General features: G+C 70.1%; 9 protein-coding genes. 1 reads left to right on the top strand and 8 read right to left on the bottom strand.

Annotated elements, in window-relative coordinates:
• Nucleotides 1-21: 21 nt before the first annotated feature.
• The 3 genes from ACYVF6_RS08605 to ACYVF6_RS08595 are packed head-to-tail and all read right to left on the bottom strand — an operon-like array spanning nt 22 to nt 7,559.
• Entirely contained in the window at nt 22-6,864 is a 6,843-nt protein-coding gene (locus ACYVF6_RS08605) for a WXG100-like domain-containing protein (RefSeq protein WP_460518229.1), read from the bottom strand.
• A 15-nt stretch (nt 6,865-6,879) separates the two neighbouring features.
• Nucleotides 6,880-7,233, bottom strand: a complete 354-nt coding sequence (locus ACYVF6_RS08600) for a hypothetical protein (protein ID WP_460518226.1) — start codon at nt 7,231-7,233, stop codon at nt 6,880-6,882.
• Nucleotides 7,233-7,559, bottom strand: a complete 327-nt coding sequence (locus tag ACYVF6_RS08595) for a YbaB/EbfC family nucleoid-associated protein (RefSeq protein WP_460518223.1) — start codon at nt 7,557-7,559, stop codon at nt 7,233-7,235. Before ACYVF6_RS08595 ends, ACYVF6_RS08600 begins: the two co-directional genes overlap by 1 nt.
• A 115-nt stretch (nt 7,560-7,674) precedes the next feature.
• Here ACYVF6_RS08595 and mycP point away from each other — a divergent pair, with 115 nt between their 5' ends.
• Nucleotides 7,675-8,871 carry a type VII secretion-associated serine protease mycosin gene (mycP, locus tag ACYVF6_RS08590; RefSeq protein ID WP_460518220.1) on the top strand — a complete coding sequence of 399 codons (1,197 nt, stop codon included), beginning with the start codon at nt 7,675-7,677 and terminating at the stop codon, nt 8,869-8,871.
• 79 nt (nt 8,872-8,950) lie between these two features.
• Here mycP and ACYVF6_RS08585 read toward each other — a convergent pair whose 3' ends face one another.
• From ACYVF6_RS08585 to eccCa, 5 genes are all read right to left on the bottom strand, one after another.
• Nucleotides 8,951-9,253 carry a hypothetical protein gene (locus ACYVF6_RS08585; RefSeq protein WP_460518217.1) on the bottom strand — a complete coding sequence of 101 codons (303 nt, stop codon included), beginning with the start codon at nt 9,251-9,253 and terminating at the stop codon, nt 8,951-8,953.
• Between the two features lie 10 nt (nt 9,254-9,263).
• A complete protein-coding gene (locus ACYVF6_RS08580; protein ID WP_460518214.1) occupies nt 9,264-9,596 on the bottom strand; it encodes a hypothetical protein in 333 nt (110 codons plus the stop codon).
• A 26-nt stretch (nt 9,597-9,622) separates the two neighbouring features.
• Entirely contained in the window at nt 9,623-10,951 is a 1,329-nt protein-coding gene (locus ACYVF6_RS08575) for a hypothetical protein (RefSeq protein ID WP_460518211.1), read from the bottom strand.
• A 33-nt stretch (nt 10,952-10,984) separates the two neighbouring features.
• Nucleotides 10,985-11,464 (bottom strand): hypothetical protein, encoded by a 480-nt coding sequence (locus ACYVF6_RS08570; protein WP_460518208.1) that lies wholly within the window; start codon nt 11,462-11,464, stop codon nt 10,985-10,987.
• Between the two features lie 115 nt (nt 11,465-11,579).
• Nucleotides 11,580-15,518: a type VII secretion protein EccCa gene (gene eccCa, locus ACYVF6_RS08565; RefSeq protein WP_460518206.1), complete on the bottom strand. Its 3,939-nt coding sequence runs from the start codon at nt 15,516-15,518 to the stop codon at nt 11,580-11,582.
• Nucleotides 15,519-15,552: the final 34 nt, after the last annotated feature.

Here is a 15,552-nt window from a genome sequence, read left to right as displayed (position 1 = left end):
GGGCAGCTCACGCGTCAGCCGCTATTTCCCCTTCTCCAGACGGCGGGTGTCGGCCGGATCGATCGTTTCCTGGTACGAGTCCGGCACGGCGACCAGCAGCGAGCCGGGGTCTCCGGCTTCGTCCACGGAGATCTCCGTGGTGGCACGCGGCTCACCTGTCGTGGGGTCGACCTCCGAGATGACCCAGCCGGCCAGATACTCGGTCGGATGCGCCAGACCCCGGTTGTTCGTCACGGCGAGACCGCTGTGGACGCCATCGGTGGTCACCACCACGTACGGCGTCGCCCGTCGAAGGCCCGTTCCGGCACCGGCGGCTCCCAGGGGGAGGTCGACATCAACCAGGTAGCTCGTTGTGCGGATCGCCCCCAGATCCTGCATGAAGCCGACCTGCGGGAAACTGGCGCTGACGCCCTCGACCGGGGTGGTCGAGGTGATGACCCGCTTGGGATCCGACAGGACCAGCTCGATCCGGTAGTACCGGCCGGCGATCCGGATGATCTCGCCCTCACCGGAGGCCGTCTGCCGGTACTCCGCGAGCAGCCGTTGCTGGATCAGGGCCGGATCGGCGTTGCCTTCGGAATCGACCAGTTGGTCGTCGGCTCCGTGTTCGCGGAACCGGGCGGTGAAGTACTCAGCCACCTGCGGCATCAGCGGCAACGGTGACATCGGTACGCCGTCGAGAGCCCCCGCCTGCTGGGTGGCAGCGGTTAGGTCGTCCGCGTGCCCGGCGAGCGGCAGGTCGTCGATCTCGGGTTGGCCGAGCTGGGCGGCGAGGTCCCGCACCCAGGCGCGATGCGCCGCCGAGTCGGATGCGTAGACAGGAGTGGGCAGGAGCAGGTTGCCGGCTCCCCGGCCGAGGATGGTTCCGGTCTCGTCCCGGACGGGCACGGCTTCCTGGTTCGCGTCGAGGACGAACGCGCTGATCGTCGCCACACCCGCGAGGTCGGGGCGCGCCAGCCGTGGCCGGCCGGCGTCGTCGTGGTCGCGCAGCCGGCCGTCGCGTTCCCAGTCGAAGTAGGAAACACCGCGAAGCTGGGCGGGTGTGTCGCCGGCGTTGTACTCAGCCACGATGGCGTGGCCGGGCCCGCCGCCCGGCGGCCAGTGGGCGAGCAGGGCAGTGGCGCCGTGCCCGGAGTCTTCGAGTGCTTGCTCGAGCCGGCGCAGCGCGATGGCTCCCTCGTCGTTGGAAAGGGTGCCCCCGCTCACCTCGACAAGTTGCTGGAACCGCCCGCCGAACTCCTGCTCCAGCTCGGCTGCCGCGAACGGCACGCCGTCGGGTCGAGCCGGAGGTGCCGCGGCGGTCGGCCTGCCATACCTGGTCCACACGTGGGCGCGCGCCGCCGGGCAGTTGCGTTCGCGTCCGGGGAGGGCGCCGTTGGTCGCCGGTCCCCAGACGTCGGCGTTGCTGAAGCGAAGCGGGTTGCCGTCGGAGTCGCGGGGAACCAGCGCTTCGACGATGTCCTGCTGGAAGCCCGGTGCCGGTGCGTCCGGGTCGAGGCCGTGCAGCAGCCGGGCGACGAACCGGGCCTGCCGTTGGGTGGCGTCGATCGCCGCCTCGACGCCCTGTTCGCCGGCCCGGGCGATCTCGGTCTGCAGCTCGCGCACCCGGTCCCGCGCGATCGCCAGCAGCAGGGCCTGGTTCCGGGGAGTGGGGCGGGCCCGCAGGAGCTGGGCGGTGATCGCCGCTGTCTCGGCATCGGTCAGCGCGCGGTTGCGGGTCCACCACCACTGCCGCACGTACTCCACGAACTGGGCCAGGTCCGCCTGCTCGGACAACGCGGCCCGAAGTCCCTGGCGTAGGGCTCGGACGGCGGGCGCCTCGACGTCCTCGGGATCCATCTCCAGGAGCTCGTGCGACAGGGTGAGGACCGGTGTTCGCCCGTGCTCGAGATGAGAGATCAGATGTGTCCGGCCGTTCATCGAGCCGCCGGCCACGACCACGTCCTGGAACCGGCCGTCGGTGAACCGGAACCGGAACGTGTCCGGGGCCGGTTCGGTCACCTGCCGGACGCCGAGCCCGCGCAGCTCACGGCGGATCGCGGAGTCCGGGTCGGTCAGCTGGCGGTGCGCCCACCGGCTGACCGCGGCCGCGCGTTTCCTAGCGTCGGTCGCCGTCCAGGCGGCCCGTTTCAGGTCGACGATCGAGGTGCCGGGCGCCACTGAGCCGATCAGGACACCGAGCCGCGTTCGGCCGTCGTATCCGACGCCGGCCCCCAGAACCTCCGTCGACCCGAGTTGCCCGGCCGGTTCGCCGGACGCGAGGCTCGCCGCCGACAGGCCCTCGGCGAACTCGTCAAGCCTTGGATGGACCTTGACGACCGCGACCAGCTCGCCGTCCGCATCCCGAACCCCGAGGACCGACGCCCCGAACTCGCCCGTCGATTCGCTGCCGATCGACTCGAGGCGCGTGTCGGCCGCGTGCCGGCCAAGCGACCCGGCCGCGAAGCTTCGCAGCGCCGTCAGCTGCTGCTCGTGGGTGCCGTCGAGCCCGGGTACGTCCGGCAGCGCCGCGAGCAACCGTTGCAGGGCCTCCGGATCGACCGAGCCGTCGTCCGTCGGCGTGGTTGTCGCGGGGTTCACGGCGACGTCGCGCGCCGCGGACACGTCGTTCCGATCGTTGTTGTCGTTCGGCCCGTTGGGCCGGTTTGGCTCGGACGGCTCGGACGGCTCGTTGTGCGCGGGCGACTGGGGATGGTCGCCCCCACGAACCATCCCAGCCAGTGCGTCACCCGGCCGGGCCGGGCGCATCCACCTGTCACCGAAGAGATCGAGTGCTCCCCGCCAGTGCCTGCGCCCCGAACCAGGCCGCCGTCCGCCTGGTGCCTGCCCGTCAGCTCTGCCCTGCGGTCGCGATGGCGCATCGTGTGCCGGGTCCGGCCGGTGTCCGCCTGCGCCTGGCGCTTGCCGGTGCGGCACGACGGTGTGCGTGTGCGCGGTCTGTCGTTCGGCCGCGTCGGCCTGGATGGCTGGGACGAGATCGCGGAGCCCTTGCTCGGCGTCGGTCAAGGCCGACCGGGTCGCCGCGGTCGGATGAGCGTTGTCGGCGGCTTCTGCGTCGGTGTACTTGACGACGGCGAGCTCGACGTCCTTGTTGGGTGAGAGCAGGAAGGCGGCGTCGTCGGGTGAGATGTAGTACCCCGCGCTGCCGGGGTCGCCGCTGCGAGCGGCCCGGCTCTCTTTCTGGACGTCGATGTCGCGGGACACCGAGGAGCGGTCGGTATTCCGGACATGCATCCCGCCGGCGGCCTTCGCCTCGGCGCTGACGGAGATGTCGACCCCGCGCGCGCCCTGCAGGTTGATGACGAGGACGTCGCCGAGTCCTCCGGCGCTGTCGAGGACCGCCTTGAACGCGGCCTCGCGGTTGGACCCCTGCGCCTCGAACCACTTCGCGTCGATCGCGGTGTGCGGCACTCCCCGTTCGTAGAGCCGCGCGGCCAGCTCGGCCACCAGGTCGTTGCGGTGGGCGATGATCAGCTGAGGCTGTTTGGTACCTGTCGCCTGCATGTCGCGGACGCCGTCGGCTATCTCGTCGAGCTTCGCGGCCAGGTCAGGGGTCACGTGGTCTGGCTCCACGATCAGACGTGACTCGTAATAACGCGGAATCTCGGCGACCTCGCCGGACATCCCCGCCCGCCGGAAATGCTCTTCCTTGCCCAGCGCCGTGCCGGAACCGCCCGTGACCCGGTTGAAGGGGCCCCCTGAGTAGAGCTCGGGCGCGGTGATCTGCTTGCTGGTTGTGGGATCGTCACGGATGGGCAGTCCTTCGTGGGCCTCGACCGCCTGCGCCAACCCTCCGTTCCACCGGCTCTCCGTCGAGGTCACCGGGTCGTAGAGGAGGTCGTGGGTCACCTGATCGATGATGATGATCTTGTCGTCGCGTGTGACGACGTAGTGGACGTTCTTGATGACCTCCCAACGCGCGGCGGCTGCCAGGTCGAGGTTCCTGCGTTCGGCCTCGGACAGCGGCCGGTCCAGGATCTTCTCCACCTTCTGCTGACCGGCCTCGGTCAGCGCCGCCCGGCCGCCCAGCTGCCCTGGCTGCCGGCCGAAGTCGGCTTCGGTGAGCTGCCCGTCCGCCAGCTTCTCGGCGAGGAAGCTTCCCGCCGCGCGAACCGGTGCGGCGACCCTCTCCGGTGCGAGCCGTCCTGCCCCCTCACTGATGATGTAGGTGGTGTCGGAGTAGACGACCGCCTCATCGACCTCGTCGATGATGACGTCGATGGCCGTCTCACCGGATTCCCGCTGGCCTGGCACCAATCCCGTCTTGAGCTTGCTGAAGGCAACGTCCTGATGGGTGCCGACGTAGATGGTGGGCCGTCCGTCCCTCGGAGTGGGCGGCATCTGGTCCGGGTCCATCCGGTGGATGTCGAAGCCGAAAGGTTCGAGCAGGCGCTCGTAGCGTTTGGACTCCCGGTCGGCCAAGTTCCTGCGCGTGGTGACCACCAGTACGGCGTCAACACCGTCTCGCACGGCCTGCCGGGCGGCGGCGACCAGGAACACCCACGACTTGCCTTCTCCGGCCGCCATGTTGACCACGTTGCCGTCGGCGAGCGCCTTGGAGGCGGCGAGCTGGGTCCAGCGCAGGGCGACACCTTCGTCGGGGTAGCGGCGCACGACTTCGTAGATCGCCGCGACCGCATCCTCGGGAGTGCCGTGCAGCAACAGATCCCGCAGGGCCTCGACGCCGAGGTTCTCCAGTCGCAGGTGCACGGGGACGGTTGAGTCGGAGCGGGCAGCGATGTCGTACAGCGTCTTCGCGGTCTCGTGGTCCCGATTCGCGCTTGCCAGCCAGGCTTCGTACGTCGCCGACCGTACCGGCGTGGCTGTCTCTGTCCAGGTGCCGTCAGCGGCCCGGACAAAGGTGCGAGGCTCGGCGAGCCGACCGCCCTTCTGGTCCTTGACCTCGCGATAGACGATGGCCACGTCCGTGTCCCGGTCACGCACGACTTCGTTCTCGCGCGCCAGCTCGACGGCTTTCCCATCAGTGAGCGGGAGGGAAATCGGATCCTTGGTCTTCGCGACGAGGACCTCATGGCCGGCCGCGTCGTGGATCGAGGGCGGACGATCGAACGGCGACCGCTCCGGCGGCGACACCGGGCCATCCGGGCTGACCGGCGGACGCTCCGGCGCAGGCGGCACCGGAAACTCCGGCCACTCCTTCGGCGGAGGATCCGAACGCTCCGGCGGAAACACCCGCGGCCGTTCCTCCGGCAACGGCTCTGCCCGCCGCTCCGGCACCGCCCCCGGCGGCCGATCAAACGGCGACCGCTCCGGCGGAAACACCCGCGTCGGCCCATCCGGCGGCGGCGCTTCTGCCCGTACGCCCGAAGCGACGGGTGCCTGCCTGACCGGGACGACCTCATCCTGCCCCGCGACCTCGGCCTTGCCATCGGGCTCGGCGGTGCCGCTCCCGGCTGTATCGGCGGGCCCTTCGCCGACGGACGCGGGAGGGCGTTGCTCAGCTCCGGACTTGGCTTCGCCCGCCTCGGCCCTGGCCGAAGGGCCGCCCGGCGGCCCGCCTCCGTCGCCGGAGCCGGAGGCGGCGGCCGGCTTATGAGGTGCCGCCGAACTGCCATCGGCCGCTGTCGGGGGCCTGCCCTGAGCACGGGACGCGGCACCTGCGTCAGCCGGTCGTCCGCCTACTCGAGCGCCCGCGGCGCCTTGGCCTTCCACCGCCGACACACCTGGTTGCATGATGCCCGGCGCGGTCACCTGGGTGCCAGGCGTCGCCGGAGTCCCTGTCGGCCGGCCGGCCGGGGCCTCACCGGCCATGGCCCTCGGCTGGACGGCCAGTTGCGGCGGGTCCAGCGGTGGATCTCCGGATCCGTCGATCGTGCTGTGGGACCTGACGGGTTCGGCGTCGGGATGTGGCCCCATCCCATCCATGCCGTCCGGCCTTGCCGGGTGGTGGCTGGGCATCGCCGCTCCCATCAGGGCGGCCCGCCCGACGTCCTCGAGGCTCGGGTCGTGACCGGTGACGATCTTGTCGGCCGCCGGCATGCCAACCCCCATGGACACGGCGCCCCGGGCTCGGCGGCCGAGCCAGTTCGCCCCCTCCGTGGATCCGAACCTGTCGACCGCGACCTTCCCCACGACCGAGGCCCCAAGGCCCGCAACCCCGGCGATCGGTGTGGCCCAAGCCGTGATCAAGCCGTACTTCTCGGTGTCGTCCCAGTTCCAGCCCTCGCCATGGACGTACTTGCCGTCCTTGCCGAACTCACCCCGGCCGTCCTGCCCCGTGAGCCTGCCGTACGCCTGGGCGTAGGTGTTGGGCCCGAGACCGAACAACCCCGCGCCGAGGGCGCCCGTGACGGCCCCTGGCAGGAGGGTCTTGACGGTCACGGACGGCAGCTTGACGGCGTTCTTCGCAGCCTGCATGAGGCCCTTCCGCAGGGCCTCCTCGGACTTCTTCGCCAGCCAGTCCCTGAATCGCTTGATCAGCGCCTTCTTGACCAGCTGCGAGGCGATCCGCGCGGATGGAACGAGGAACAGCAGCGCACCGATCACCGCCTGCGCCACGATCATCTGCTTGGTGCGGGCGATCGTGTCCGCCTGGTCGCGGAGGTACTGAGCCATGCTCTCGGCGCTCTTGGCGACCGCTTCGACTCCGCCCATCTCCTCGCGACTCACGTAGAGCGCGATCTGATTGGCGATCGCCCGGCCACCCTCGCCATTCCAAGCAACGGCGAGCGAACCCGCGGCCTGTCGCGCCCTGGTCCCGACCTCGCCTCGCAGTCCGGCCGCAATCGCTTCGTACCGATCGGCGTACTCGCGCAGCGCGTCCTCGTCTCCCTTCGGCCAGCCGTCGGGATCAACACCGACGATGGCGCCGAGGAACTCCAGGACCGGACGGAGGATGCTCACAGCGGTGCTCGGAACTCAGTCGGCGGCCGGCAGCCGATGGCCGTCCGGTTGCAGGCTGAGGTCCGCGGCCTTGATCGCCTCCGCGTTGTGGCGGTCGGTGTGTTCGATACGTTTGGCACAGACGGAGATCAGGTCACCGATGCCGACGAGACTCTGCTCGAGCCTGGGCCCGGCGCCCGCAAGCTGGCCGGCCAACTGGACGAAGCCCTCGAAGATCTGAACGCCCATCTCGTCGGTACCGCAGGCCTCACGGACGTTGTCCTGGCCGATGCCGTCCAGTTCGCTCTTCAGCAACTTCTCGGCCGCGCCTCCGATGTGCCGGACGCTGTTCGCCAGGTCGCGGACGGTGGCGAGCTCGTCGATCTCCATCAGGACACCTGCTCCTCGAAATCGTCGAAGGCGGCGGAGACCTTGGCTGCTGTTGTAGCCGTCGCGCCGGAGACGGTGGCGAGGATGGATGCGGCGAGCGCCGGCGCATCCTGGTTGCGGTAGATGCCTGGATCGAGTTCCAGTGCCCGCAGCTCACCCCGGGCCGTAACAGTGACCTTGATCAGCCGGTCGGGCGAGACAGCGGTCGTGGTGATCCCGTCGAGCACTCGGTCGAGAGCCTCGGTCGCGGACGTGAAACGTTCGAGCTCGTTCTCCAAGCCGAGCACCGACAGTTCCGTGCCAAGTTTGATCTTTGACAGGTCCATGGTGACGCACCTCCTTGTTTCCAAGGGTGGACGCTGGGCGGGCGTCGCGGTCATACGCTGGCCCAAAGGGGCCAGAACCCGTGGCCCGATCGCGCCGCGTCATAACGTCCGGCTCGTGATCAGAATCAGGGCAGTTGGAATCGCTGCGGCCGTGCTGGGCGCCTTGCTCGCAACCGCACCCGTCGCGACGGCGGTGCCGCCGCCGGGACAGTGCCAGTCCGCGGAGGCCGGCGGTACCGCCGTCAGCAAGCTGCCCTGGGCACAGACCTGGCTCACACCCGAGCGGGCGTGGCCGGTCAGCACCGGCCGGGGCGTCACGGTCGCCGTGATCGACTCCGGCGTCGACGCCGATCACCCGCAACTCCGGCAGCCCGGAGCCGTCCTGCCCGGCAAGGACCTGTTGACACCCGGCGACGTACGCGCGAACTTCGACTGCGTCTCGCACGGCACGGCGGTCGCGAGCATCATCGCCGCGCGGGCGGCGAACGGCATCGGGTTTCGCGGCATGGCGCCCGACGCACGGATCCTGCCGATCCGTGTCAGCGAACGCGACGCGTCCGAGCAGCAAGGCGCGGCGGTCAACGCGGCGGTGTTCGCCGAAGCGATCCGGGACGCGGCCGACGCCGGCGCGAAGGTCATCAACATCTCACTGGCGTTGTACGTCGACCTGAAGCCGGTGCGTCTGGCGGTGGAGTACGCCCAGTCGCGCGACGCCCTGATCGTCGCGGCCGCCGGCAACGCGCACAACGACCAGAGATCCGATCCGATCACGTACCCGGCTGCCTATCCCGGTGTGCTCGGCGTCGGGGCCATCGTGATCGACGGCAGCCGGCTGCAGAGCTCGCAGGTGGGATCGTACGTCGACATCTCTGCGCCGGGCGGCGGAGTTCTCGCCGCGACCCGGCAGCGTGGTCACCGCTATTACGACGGTACGAGTTTCGCAGCCGGCTTCGTCAGTGGGGCGGCGGCATTGGTGTGGGCTGCCAATCCGCACTTGTCAGCGGACGAGGTCTCCCGCAGGCTGCTGGCCACCGCGACTCCCGCGCCCGGCCTGGCGAGCCAGTACGGCGCGGGCGTGGTCAACCCTTACCGGGCGGTGCAGGACGCGCTTGGCACATCCAAGTCCGTCGCGCTTCCGACGGTCGCCCCGGTGCCGGTCGACACGCAAGCCGAGCGGCAAGCGGCGGCCTGGCAGGACGCGGGCAGGCTCGCCCGCCGGATCGCTGTGGGTGCGGCGGTCGGCGCTGTCGTCCTGCTGGTCGCCGCGGCCATCCTTCCCATCGGGCGGCGCCGTCGCTGGCGGGCCGGCTGACGCCCTGACAACACAGGAATGGCGATGAGCCCGGTCCACCGGGTGTCACCCCGGGGACCGGGCTCGGCGGGTGGCCGACCTAGACCATTCTTCCCAGATCCAGTGCCTTCGCCGCACTCTTGTCGGCGCCGTCCATCTTGGTCCAGGCGTCGTCGAGGACCAGGCCCTGTCCGCGGAGCATCCGGTTGACCTCCTCGTTCGCCCGTACCCAGAGCGCCCTCACCTCCGCCGCCTGCGCGGAGCCATACCGGCTCTGGTACGCGATCAGCATCTTGCCCATCGCGGTTTCGAACTGCATGTGCAGGTCCGCGACCTGGTTGGTGGCGTGAGCGATATCGCCGGCGCCCTGGGCCATCGCCCCGAAGTTGTAGTTGATACGCATGATTCCCTTCCTAGGTGCGAAGGACGCTGACATCGACGGCTGGACTGCCGGCGACCTTGTTGAAGTCCGCGGTGCTCTGTTCGTCATGGGACTGGTAGAGCGCGTTCGAGGTGTCGATCCCCTCGGACAGCTGGCACAGCTTGGTGCAGAGTTTGTCCACCGCCTCGAAGTGAACGGTGCGTCCCTGCCAGAACGCGTTCTTGAACAGCCCGTCCATGGAGCCGAGCCCGCTTTCCAGGACCGTGGTGAGATTGCTCACCGCCTTTCGGTACTCTTCGCCGATCCAGGTCGCCTCGGTCGCCATGAACTTCAGTTGCTGTAGTTCTGCGTCAACACCACTCATGGTGTTCCTCCTTGCTGGTTAGGGGTTCAGGTCCGCCAGAGCTCTTCGTCGAGCACGCCTTGGTCGACTGGCTTGTTGGTGCGCGCGTGTCCTTTGCGCTTGCGGATCGGGGGGACGGCGGACGCGGTCCGCTGCTCGCCGTTGGTACGGCCTTGCAGGTCGGCCTGCACACCGTGCCGGCGCCATCGTTCGGACTCGCTCTGCTCGGCGGGCATGCTGAAGCCGGCGCGAGCCTGTGCCGAGCCGGGCTTGATCTCGCCTCTCCCACCGGCACCGGCGCCAGCGGCTCCCATTCCGCTCATCGGCGGATACATCGGCGACATGCTCTGCTGCGTGCCGGCCGATGTCGCGGACGACGCCTTGCCCGCAAGGGAAGGTGCCGCACCGACGCCGCCGGTGGCGACGGCGCCAAGGCCCGCCGTGGGCCCGATCGCGGGCGAGCCGCCGCCCCCTCCGGGCGATCCGGCGCCGGTGAGCGTGGTCGGATCGAACGACGGCGCGGTTCCTACGCCACCGGCGAGCGTCGGCTGATCGGAGTACTCGGCGTACTTGGCGTCCGGGAGCACACTGTCGAGGTTCAGCCCTTCGGTGCCCGTGCCACCGCCCTGGTCGATCAGGTCCTTCAGGCTCTTCGCCAGGCTGACGTACTTGCCGGCCACGTCGGCCGGCTTGCCAACCAGGTCGATCCCTTTGCCCACGACATCGATCAGCTTCCCGGCCTGCTCGACTGGATCCTTGGCCTCAGGGGCTTTGGGCGCCGCGGGCGTGTCGGCCGGCTTCTGGCCACCGTCGCCGGCAGCACCAGCGCCGGCACCGGCACCTTGAGCGTTCGGGTCGCCCCCGCCGGCCCGTTCGTCATCCGGTTTCGGTCCCATCGGCCCTTGGTACGCCCGCTGGGGTGTGCGGATTCCGTTGAAGGTGTCGCGTACTTTGTTGGCCACGTTCCAGACGTACAGAGCGGCTCGACGGCGTGCGATCTCCTTGTCGACGTCCTTGCTGGCGCGCTCCCAGTCCAGGCGGGCGGCCTCGACGAACGGCCGGTTGTCCTCGATGACCTTCGCGGTGGCCGCCAGGCAGGTGCTGACGTTCGTGGCGAAGTCGGTCCACTCCTTCGCGGAGCTCTGGCTGAGTCCGATGTTGTCCGTGAACGACGCGAACGCCTTCGCCTCCGGATCCCCGTCGTTCAGCTGGAAGACCGGGGTCTGCCGCCAAGCGGCGTCCAGGCCCGCCTGAGCGCCGTTGATGCCGTCGGCCGTCGCGCGCCAGGTGTCCGCGACGTGCCGCCAGATCTCGGGTTTGAGGCTGTAGAAGACGCGCATGAGCTCCGGCATGGTCGCGGTCGCGTAGTCAAACATCCCGGTCCTCCGGCAAATCCGTCGCCTGGCACGTCATCGGCCTTGGCCAATGCCAGGAGGTATGTGGTCGATGTCGAGGCCGGGAGCCAGCCCGAGCTGCAGTGAAGAAGGGCGGGAGATGCTGGGCTCTTCCGGCCGATTCGGCTGATCCGCCGGGCTCACGAGCGGGCGGGTGTGCGGCAGCTTCGACAGGTCACCGGTATGGGTCGACCCCTGATCCGTCCGAGCGTCACCGACCAGATCGTTCATGATCCTGGCGTGGTCCGCGTCGACTGCCTCGAAGCTGTCAGCCGCCTTCTGGGCGATCGTGCGGAAGACCTCGATGCCGTGCAGGAAATCCCGGTTGAAACCAACCATCGGCACGGAACAGTCGGCAAGGAACTCGTTCGGAGATTGGACTTCCTCCATTCCAGATGGCAGGAGCGTCGGCAGGTCACCATTGACACGCGAGAAGTCCGCGTGGGGCAACGCGCCGGCGAAACGCCGCATCTCCACCGGATCCATCTGCGGCATGTGCGACTCCTCTCGAAGGTTTCGAGCACCAGGCAACACCGCCGTACGACGGGTGCCCGGCGTGGCGGCAACATCAGGTCAGGACTCGGCGCCGACCGGCCATGGCGGGTGACTGTCAGGCCGGGCAGTCGACGAGCTGGACCAGGCCGGCGTCGCCGCGGCGGGATACGAGCCAGCCGCGGCCGGGTGGCAGTTGCTGGGGTCTGGTCGTGCCGAGCAGCGGGCCTTCGGCCTTGTCGCCGCTCATCACCAGGCCAGGGGTGCCGACGTCCTTCAGCCGCGCGATCACCGGCTCGAAGATCGCCCTTCCCGCGCCACCCGTACGTCTGGCGACGACCAGGTGGAAGCCGATGTCGCGGCCTTGGGCGAGGTAGTCCACGAAGCCGGCCAGCGGATTCGACAGCTGCCCGACCACCAGGTCGTAGTCGTCGACGAGGACGTAGATCTGCGGCCCGGACCAGCCACCGGCGAGCCGCTCCTCGAGCACCGGAGCCACATCCGCGACCATCGCCTCGACGCCGCGCGGATCGGTGAACGTGCCCATCAGGTGTTCGGTGCCGACCGCTCCGGACAACGAGCGCCTGTAGTCGACCAGGATCAGCCGGGCCTCCGCCGGAGTGTGGCGCTCCGCCACCGCTCGCGCCATCCACCGCAGGAACCCCGTCTTGCCGGTCTCGGTGTCACCGAACAGCAGGAAGTGCGGGTCGGCCTCGAAGTCGACGCGCACCGGTCCCAGATCGCGTTCGGCGAGACCGATCGGCAGTCCAGGTGGAGTTTCGACGCCTGCGTCCCACTGGCGGCGCAGCGCACCGGCGAGGTCGTCGGCCGGCAGGTGCACGGGCAACAGGCGTACGCGTGGCGCACTGGACACCGGCCAGGCCGATGCGATCCGCGCGATCAGGTCTGTGTGGTCTGGATGGCCCGCACCCAGCACGGGTGCCGCCACGATCAGGTGGTGCCCGCTGGCGGCGAGACCCCGCCCCGGAGCGTCGGCGGGGACGGTCATCGCGGCCCGGCGGTTCACCGACGAGTCGGACGGATCACCGAGCCGCAGCTCGATCGTGGTTCCGAACAGGTCCCGGACGTTGCCACGGAAGTCGAACCAGCGCGCGCACGTCGCCACCAGGTGCACGCCGTACGCCAGCCCGCGGCCGGCGATCTCGCCCAGCACGGCCTCCAACTCCTCGAAGTCGTTCCGCACGGTAGGCCAGCCGTCCACAACGAGGAACACATCGCCGTACGGGTCGGACGAGAACTCGCCCGCGGCCCGGCGAGCCCGGTACGCCGCCATGCTCTCCACACCGTGGTCGGCGAAGAGCCGTTCGCGAGTGGTCAGCAGCTGCGACACCTCGGCCACCGTCCGCCGGACCGCTCCGGCATCCAGCCGGGACGCCACACCACCGACGTGCGGCAGGTCGCGCAGCGCGGCCAGCGAGCCACCGCCGAAGTCGAGGCAGTAGACCTGCACCTCGCGTGGCGTGTGGGTCAGCGCCAGCGACGAGACCAGCGTCCGTACCGCCGTGCTCTTTCCGGACCGCGGCCCGCCGACGACCGCCACGTGCCCGGCCGCCGCCGACAGGTCGACGGTGAGCGGTTCCCGGCGCTGCTCCAGCGGCCGGTCCACCAGCCCGATCACCGCGCGCAGGTTGCCACGCATGGCCGCCGGCGCCACGGTGAGGCCCCGATCGGGATCCACGGCGAGTGGCGGCAGCAGCTCGCCCAGCGCGGGCGGGTCGGAAAGCGGTGGCAGCCAGATCTGGTGTGCCGGCTTGCCCTTGCCGTCGAGCCGATCGACCAGGATGTCGAGCAGGGCTTCGCCGACCGCCTCGTCCGGGTCCTCCTCCGGCTCCTCCTCATCGGCCTCCGCCACGACCGGCCGCGGCACGAAGCTCGAGGTGTACTCCGACACCTCAGCTTCCACACCGGCCGAGTCCGGCGAGGCCGCCGAGGTGCCCGCCGGCCGGTACACGCCCGACACGTACGCCGCCCGGAACCGCACCATGGTCTCGGTGTCGATCTGCAGGAAGCCATGGCCGGGCGCACGCGGCAGCTCGTAGGCGTCGGGCACGCCGAGCACGACCCGGCTGTCCATCGCCGAGAACGTCCGCAGCCCGATCCGGTACGACAGGTGCGCGTCCAGTCCGCGCAGCCGGCCCTCTTCGAGCTTCTGGCTGGCCAGCAGCAGGTGCACCCCGAGCGAGCGGCCGACCCGGCCGATCTTGACGAACATGTCGATGAAGTCCGGCTTCGCCGACAACAGCTCCGAGAACTCGTCGCAGATGACGAGCAACGTCGGCACCTCAGCGAGGTCGGCACCGGCCGCCCGGGCCTTCTCGTACTCACGCAACGACATGAAGTTGCCGGCCCGCCGGAACAGCTCCTGCCGGCGCAGCAGCTCGCCCTCGATCGCGTCGGTCATCCGGTCGACCAGCGTCAGCTCGTCGGCGAGGTTGGTGATCACCGCGCTGGTGTGGGGCAGCCGGTCGAGCTTGGTGAACGTCGCGCCGCCCTTGAAGTCGACGAGCGCGAAGTTCAGGCTGTCGGACGGATGGGTGATCGCGAGCGCGAGGACGAGCGTCCGCAGCAGCTCGCTCTTGCCCGATCCGGTGGCGCCGATCAGCAGGCCGTGCGGCCCCATGCCGTCCTGCGCGGACTCCTTCAGGTCGAGCTCGACCGGCGTACCGTCGGCCTGGACTCCGAACCGGATGCGCAGCCGGTCGCGGTTCGGACGTGCCACCCACGTGCGGGCGGGGTCGAAGTCGTAGGGGTCGCCGACGTCGAGCAGGTCGGTCAGCCCGAACGCCGAGGCGAACCCTTCCTCACCCTCGGCCGCGGCCGACAGCCGCAGCGGGGCGAGCTGCCGGGCGAGCGCCTCGGCGTCCTCGACCGTGAGCGCGTCGGCCGTACCGATCTCACTCTCCCCGTCCATCGTGACGCTGGCGAGCGCGCCGGCTCCGTCTACGTCCAGTACCACCGTCGTGCGGTCGAGCAGGCGCGGCGGCCGGCCCGTCAGGTCGATGACGCTGACCCCTTCCACTCCACCGCCGGTCATCAGGTGGTCCGACCCGGCCAGGTCTCCGCCGTCGATGAGGACGACGATGTGCGGCCCGTCGACCCGGGTCGTCGCCGTCGGGTCGAACCGGGAACGAGGGGTCAGCAGGTTGTCGAGCACAGCCTCCAGCGCCTGGACGCTCGAAGTGATCAGGCGGATCGGCCCGAGCGCGTCGGACTTCTCCGGATGCTGGACGTGCGGCAACCACTTCAGCCAGTCCCAGTCCGGCCGGCTCGCGTCACCGACAACGGCCGCGATCAGCAGGTCGTCGGGTGAGTGCAGCGCGGCCAGCTGGCCGGCCAGCGCACGTACGAGAGCGCGCGACCGTTCCTCGTCCCCGTCGAGGTAGACGCGGGCGAAGCCGCGCAGCGCCATCGCGACCGGCAGGCCTGGGACCGAGGAGTACGTCGTGATGAACCGCCGCAGCGCACCGGCCGACAGCGGTTCCAGCTCCTCCAGCGGCGCGGTGTCGGGAGGGGTCAGCGGGATGGCGAGGGGTTGCGGGCCCGTGCCCACCCGGACGATCGCGAAGTCGGCGTCGTTCCTGCGTCGCTCCCAGAGGCGGTAGCTCGCGACCAGTGTCCAGAGCTGCCTGGGATCCGGATGGAGGTACGCCAGCGCCTCGCGCTGCTGCTTGACCGCGCGCCGGGCCCGGATCCGCTGCTGGGCCAGGTGCCGCAGGTAGCCGCGCCGGGCGCGCGCCATCTCCCGCCTCGGAGCGCCCTGGCCGGCGAACGCCATCGCGGCCATCCCCAACGCCGACAGGCCGAACAGCCCGCCGACGATGTAGCTCATCCGGCCGCCACCACCCATGGTGGAGTACATCAGTGCCATCGCCCCACCGCCGGCGAGCATCGGCACCATCATCACCATTTGCGACATCGGCTTTCCGGCCGGCTGCGGAAGGGCAGGCGGCGGATCGAGGGCGACGTCGCCGTTGGGCAGCGGCGGGCCCTCCCTGCGCGGCGGCCTGCCGAGTGGGCGGGCGGTTGCGGGTGGCATGGTTGCGACGCTAGGTCGCCATGGCCTCGTCCGC

The sequence above is a fragment of the Flindersiella endophytica genome (genome assembly GCF_054779015.1).
Note: the sequence above shows the minus strand (reverse complement) of the source record. Positions and strands in the feature narration are given on the sequence as shown.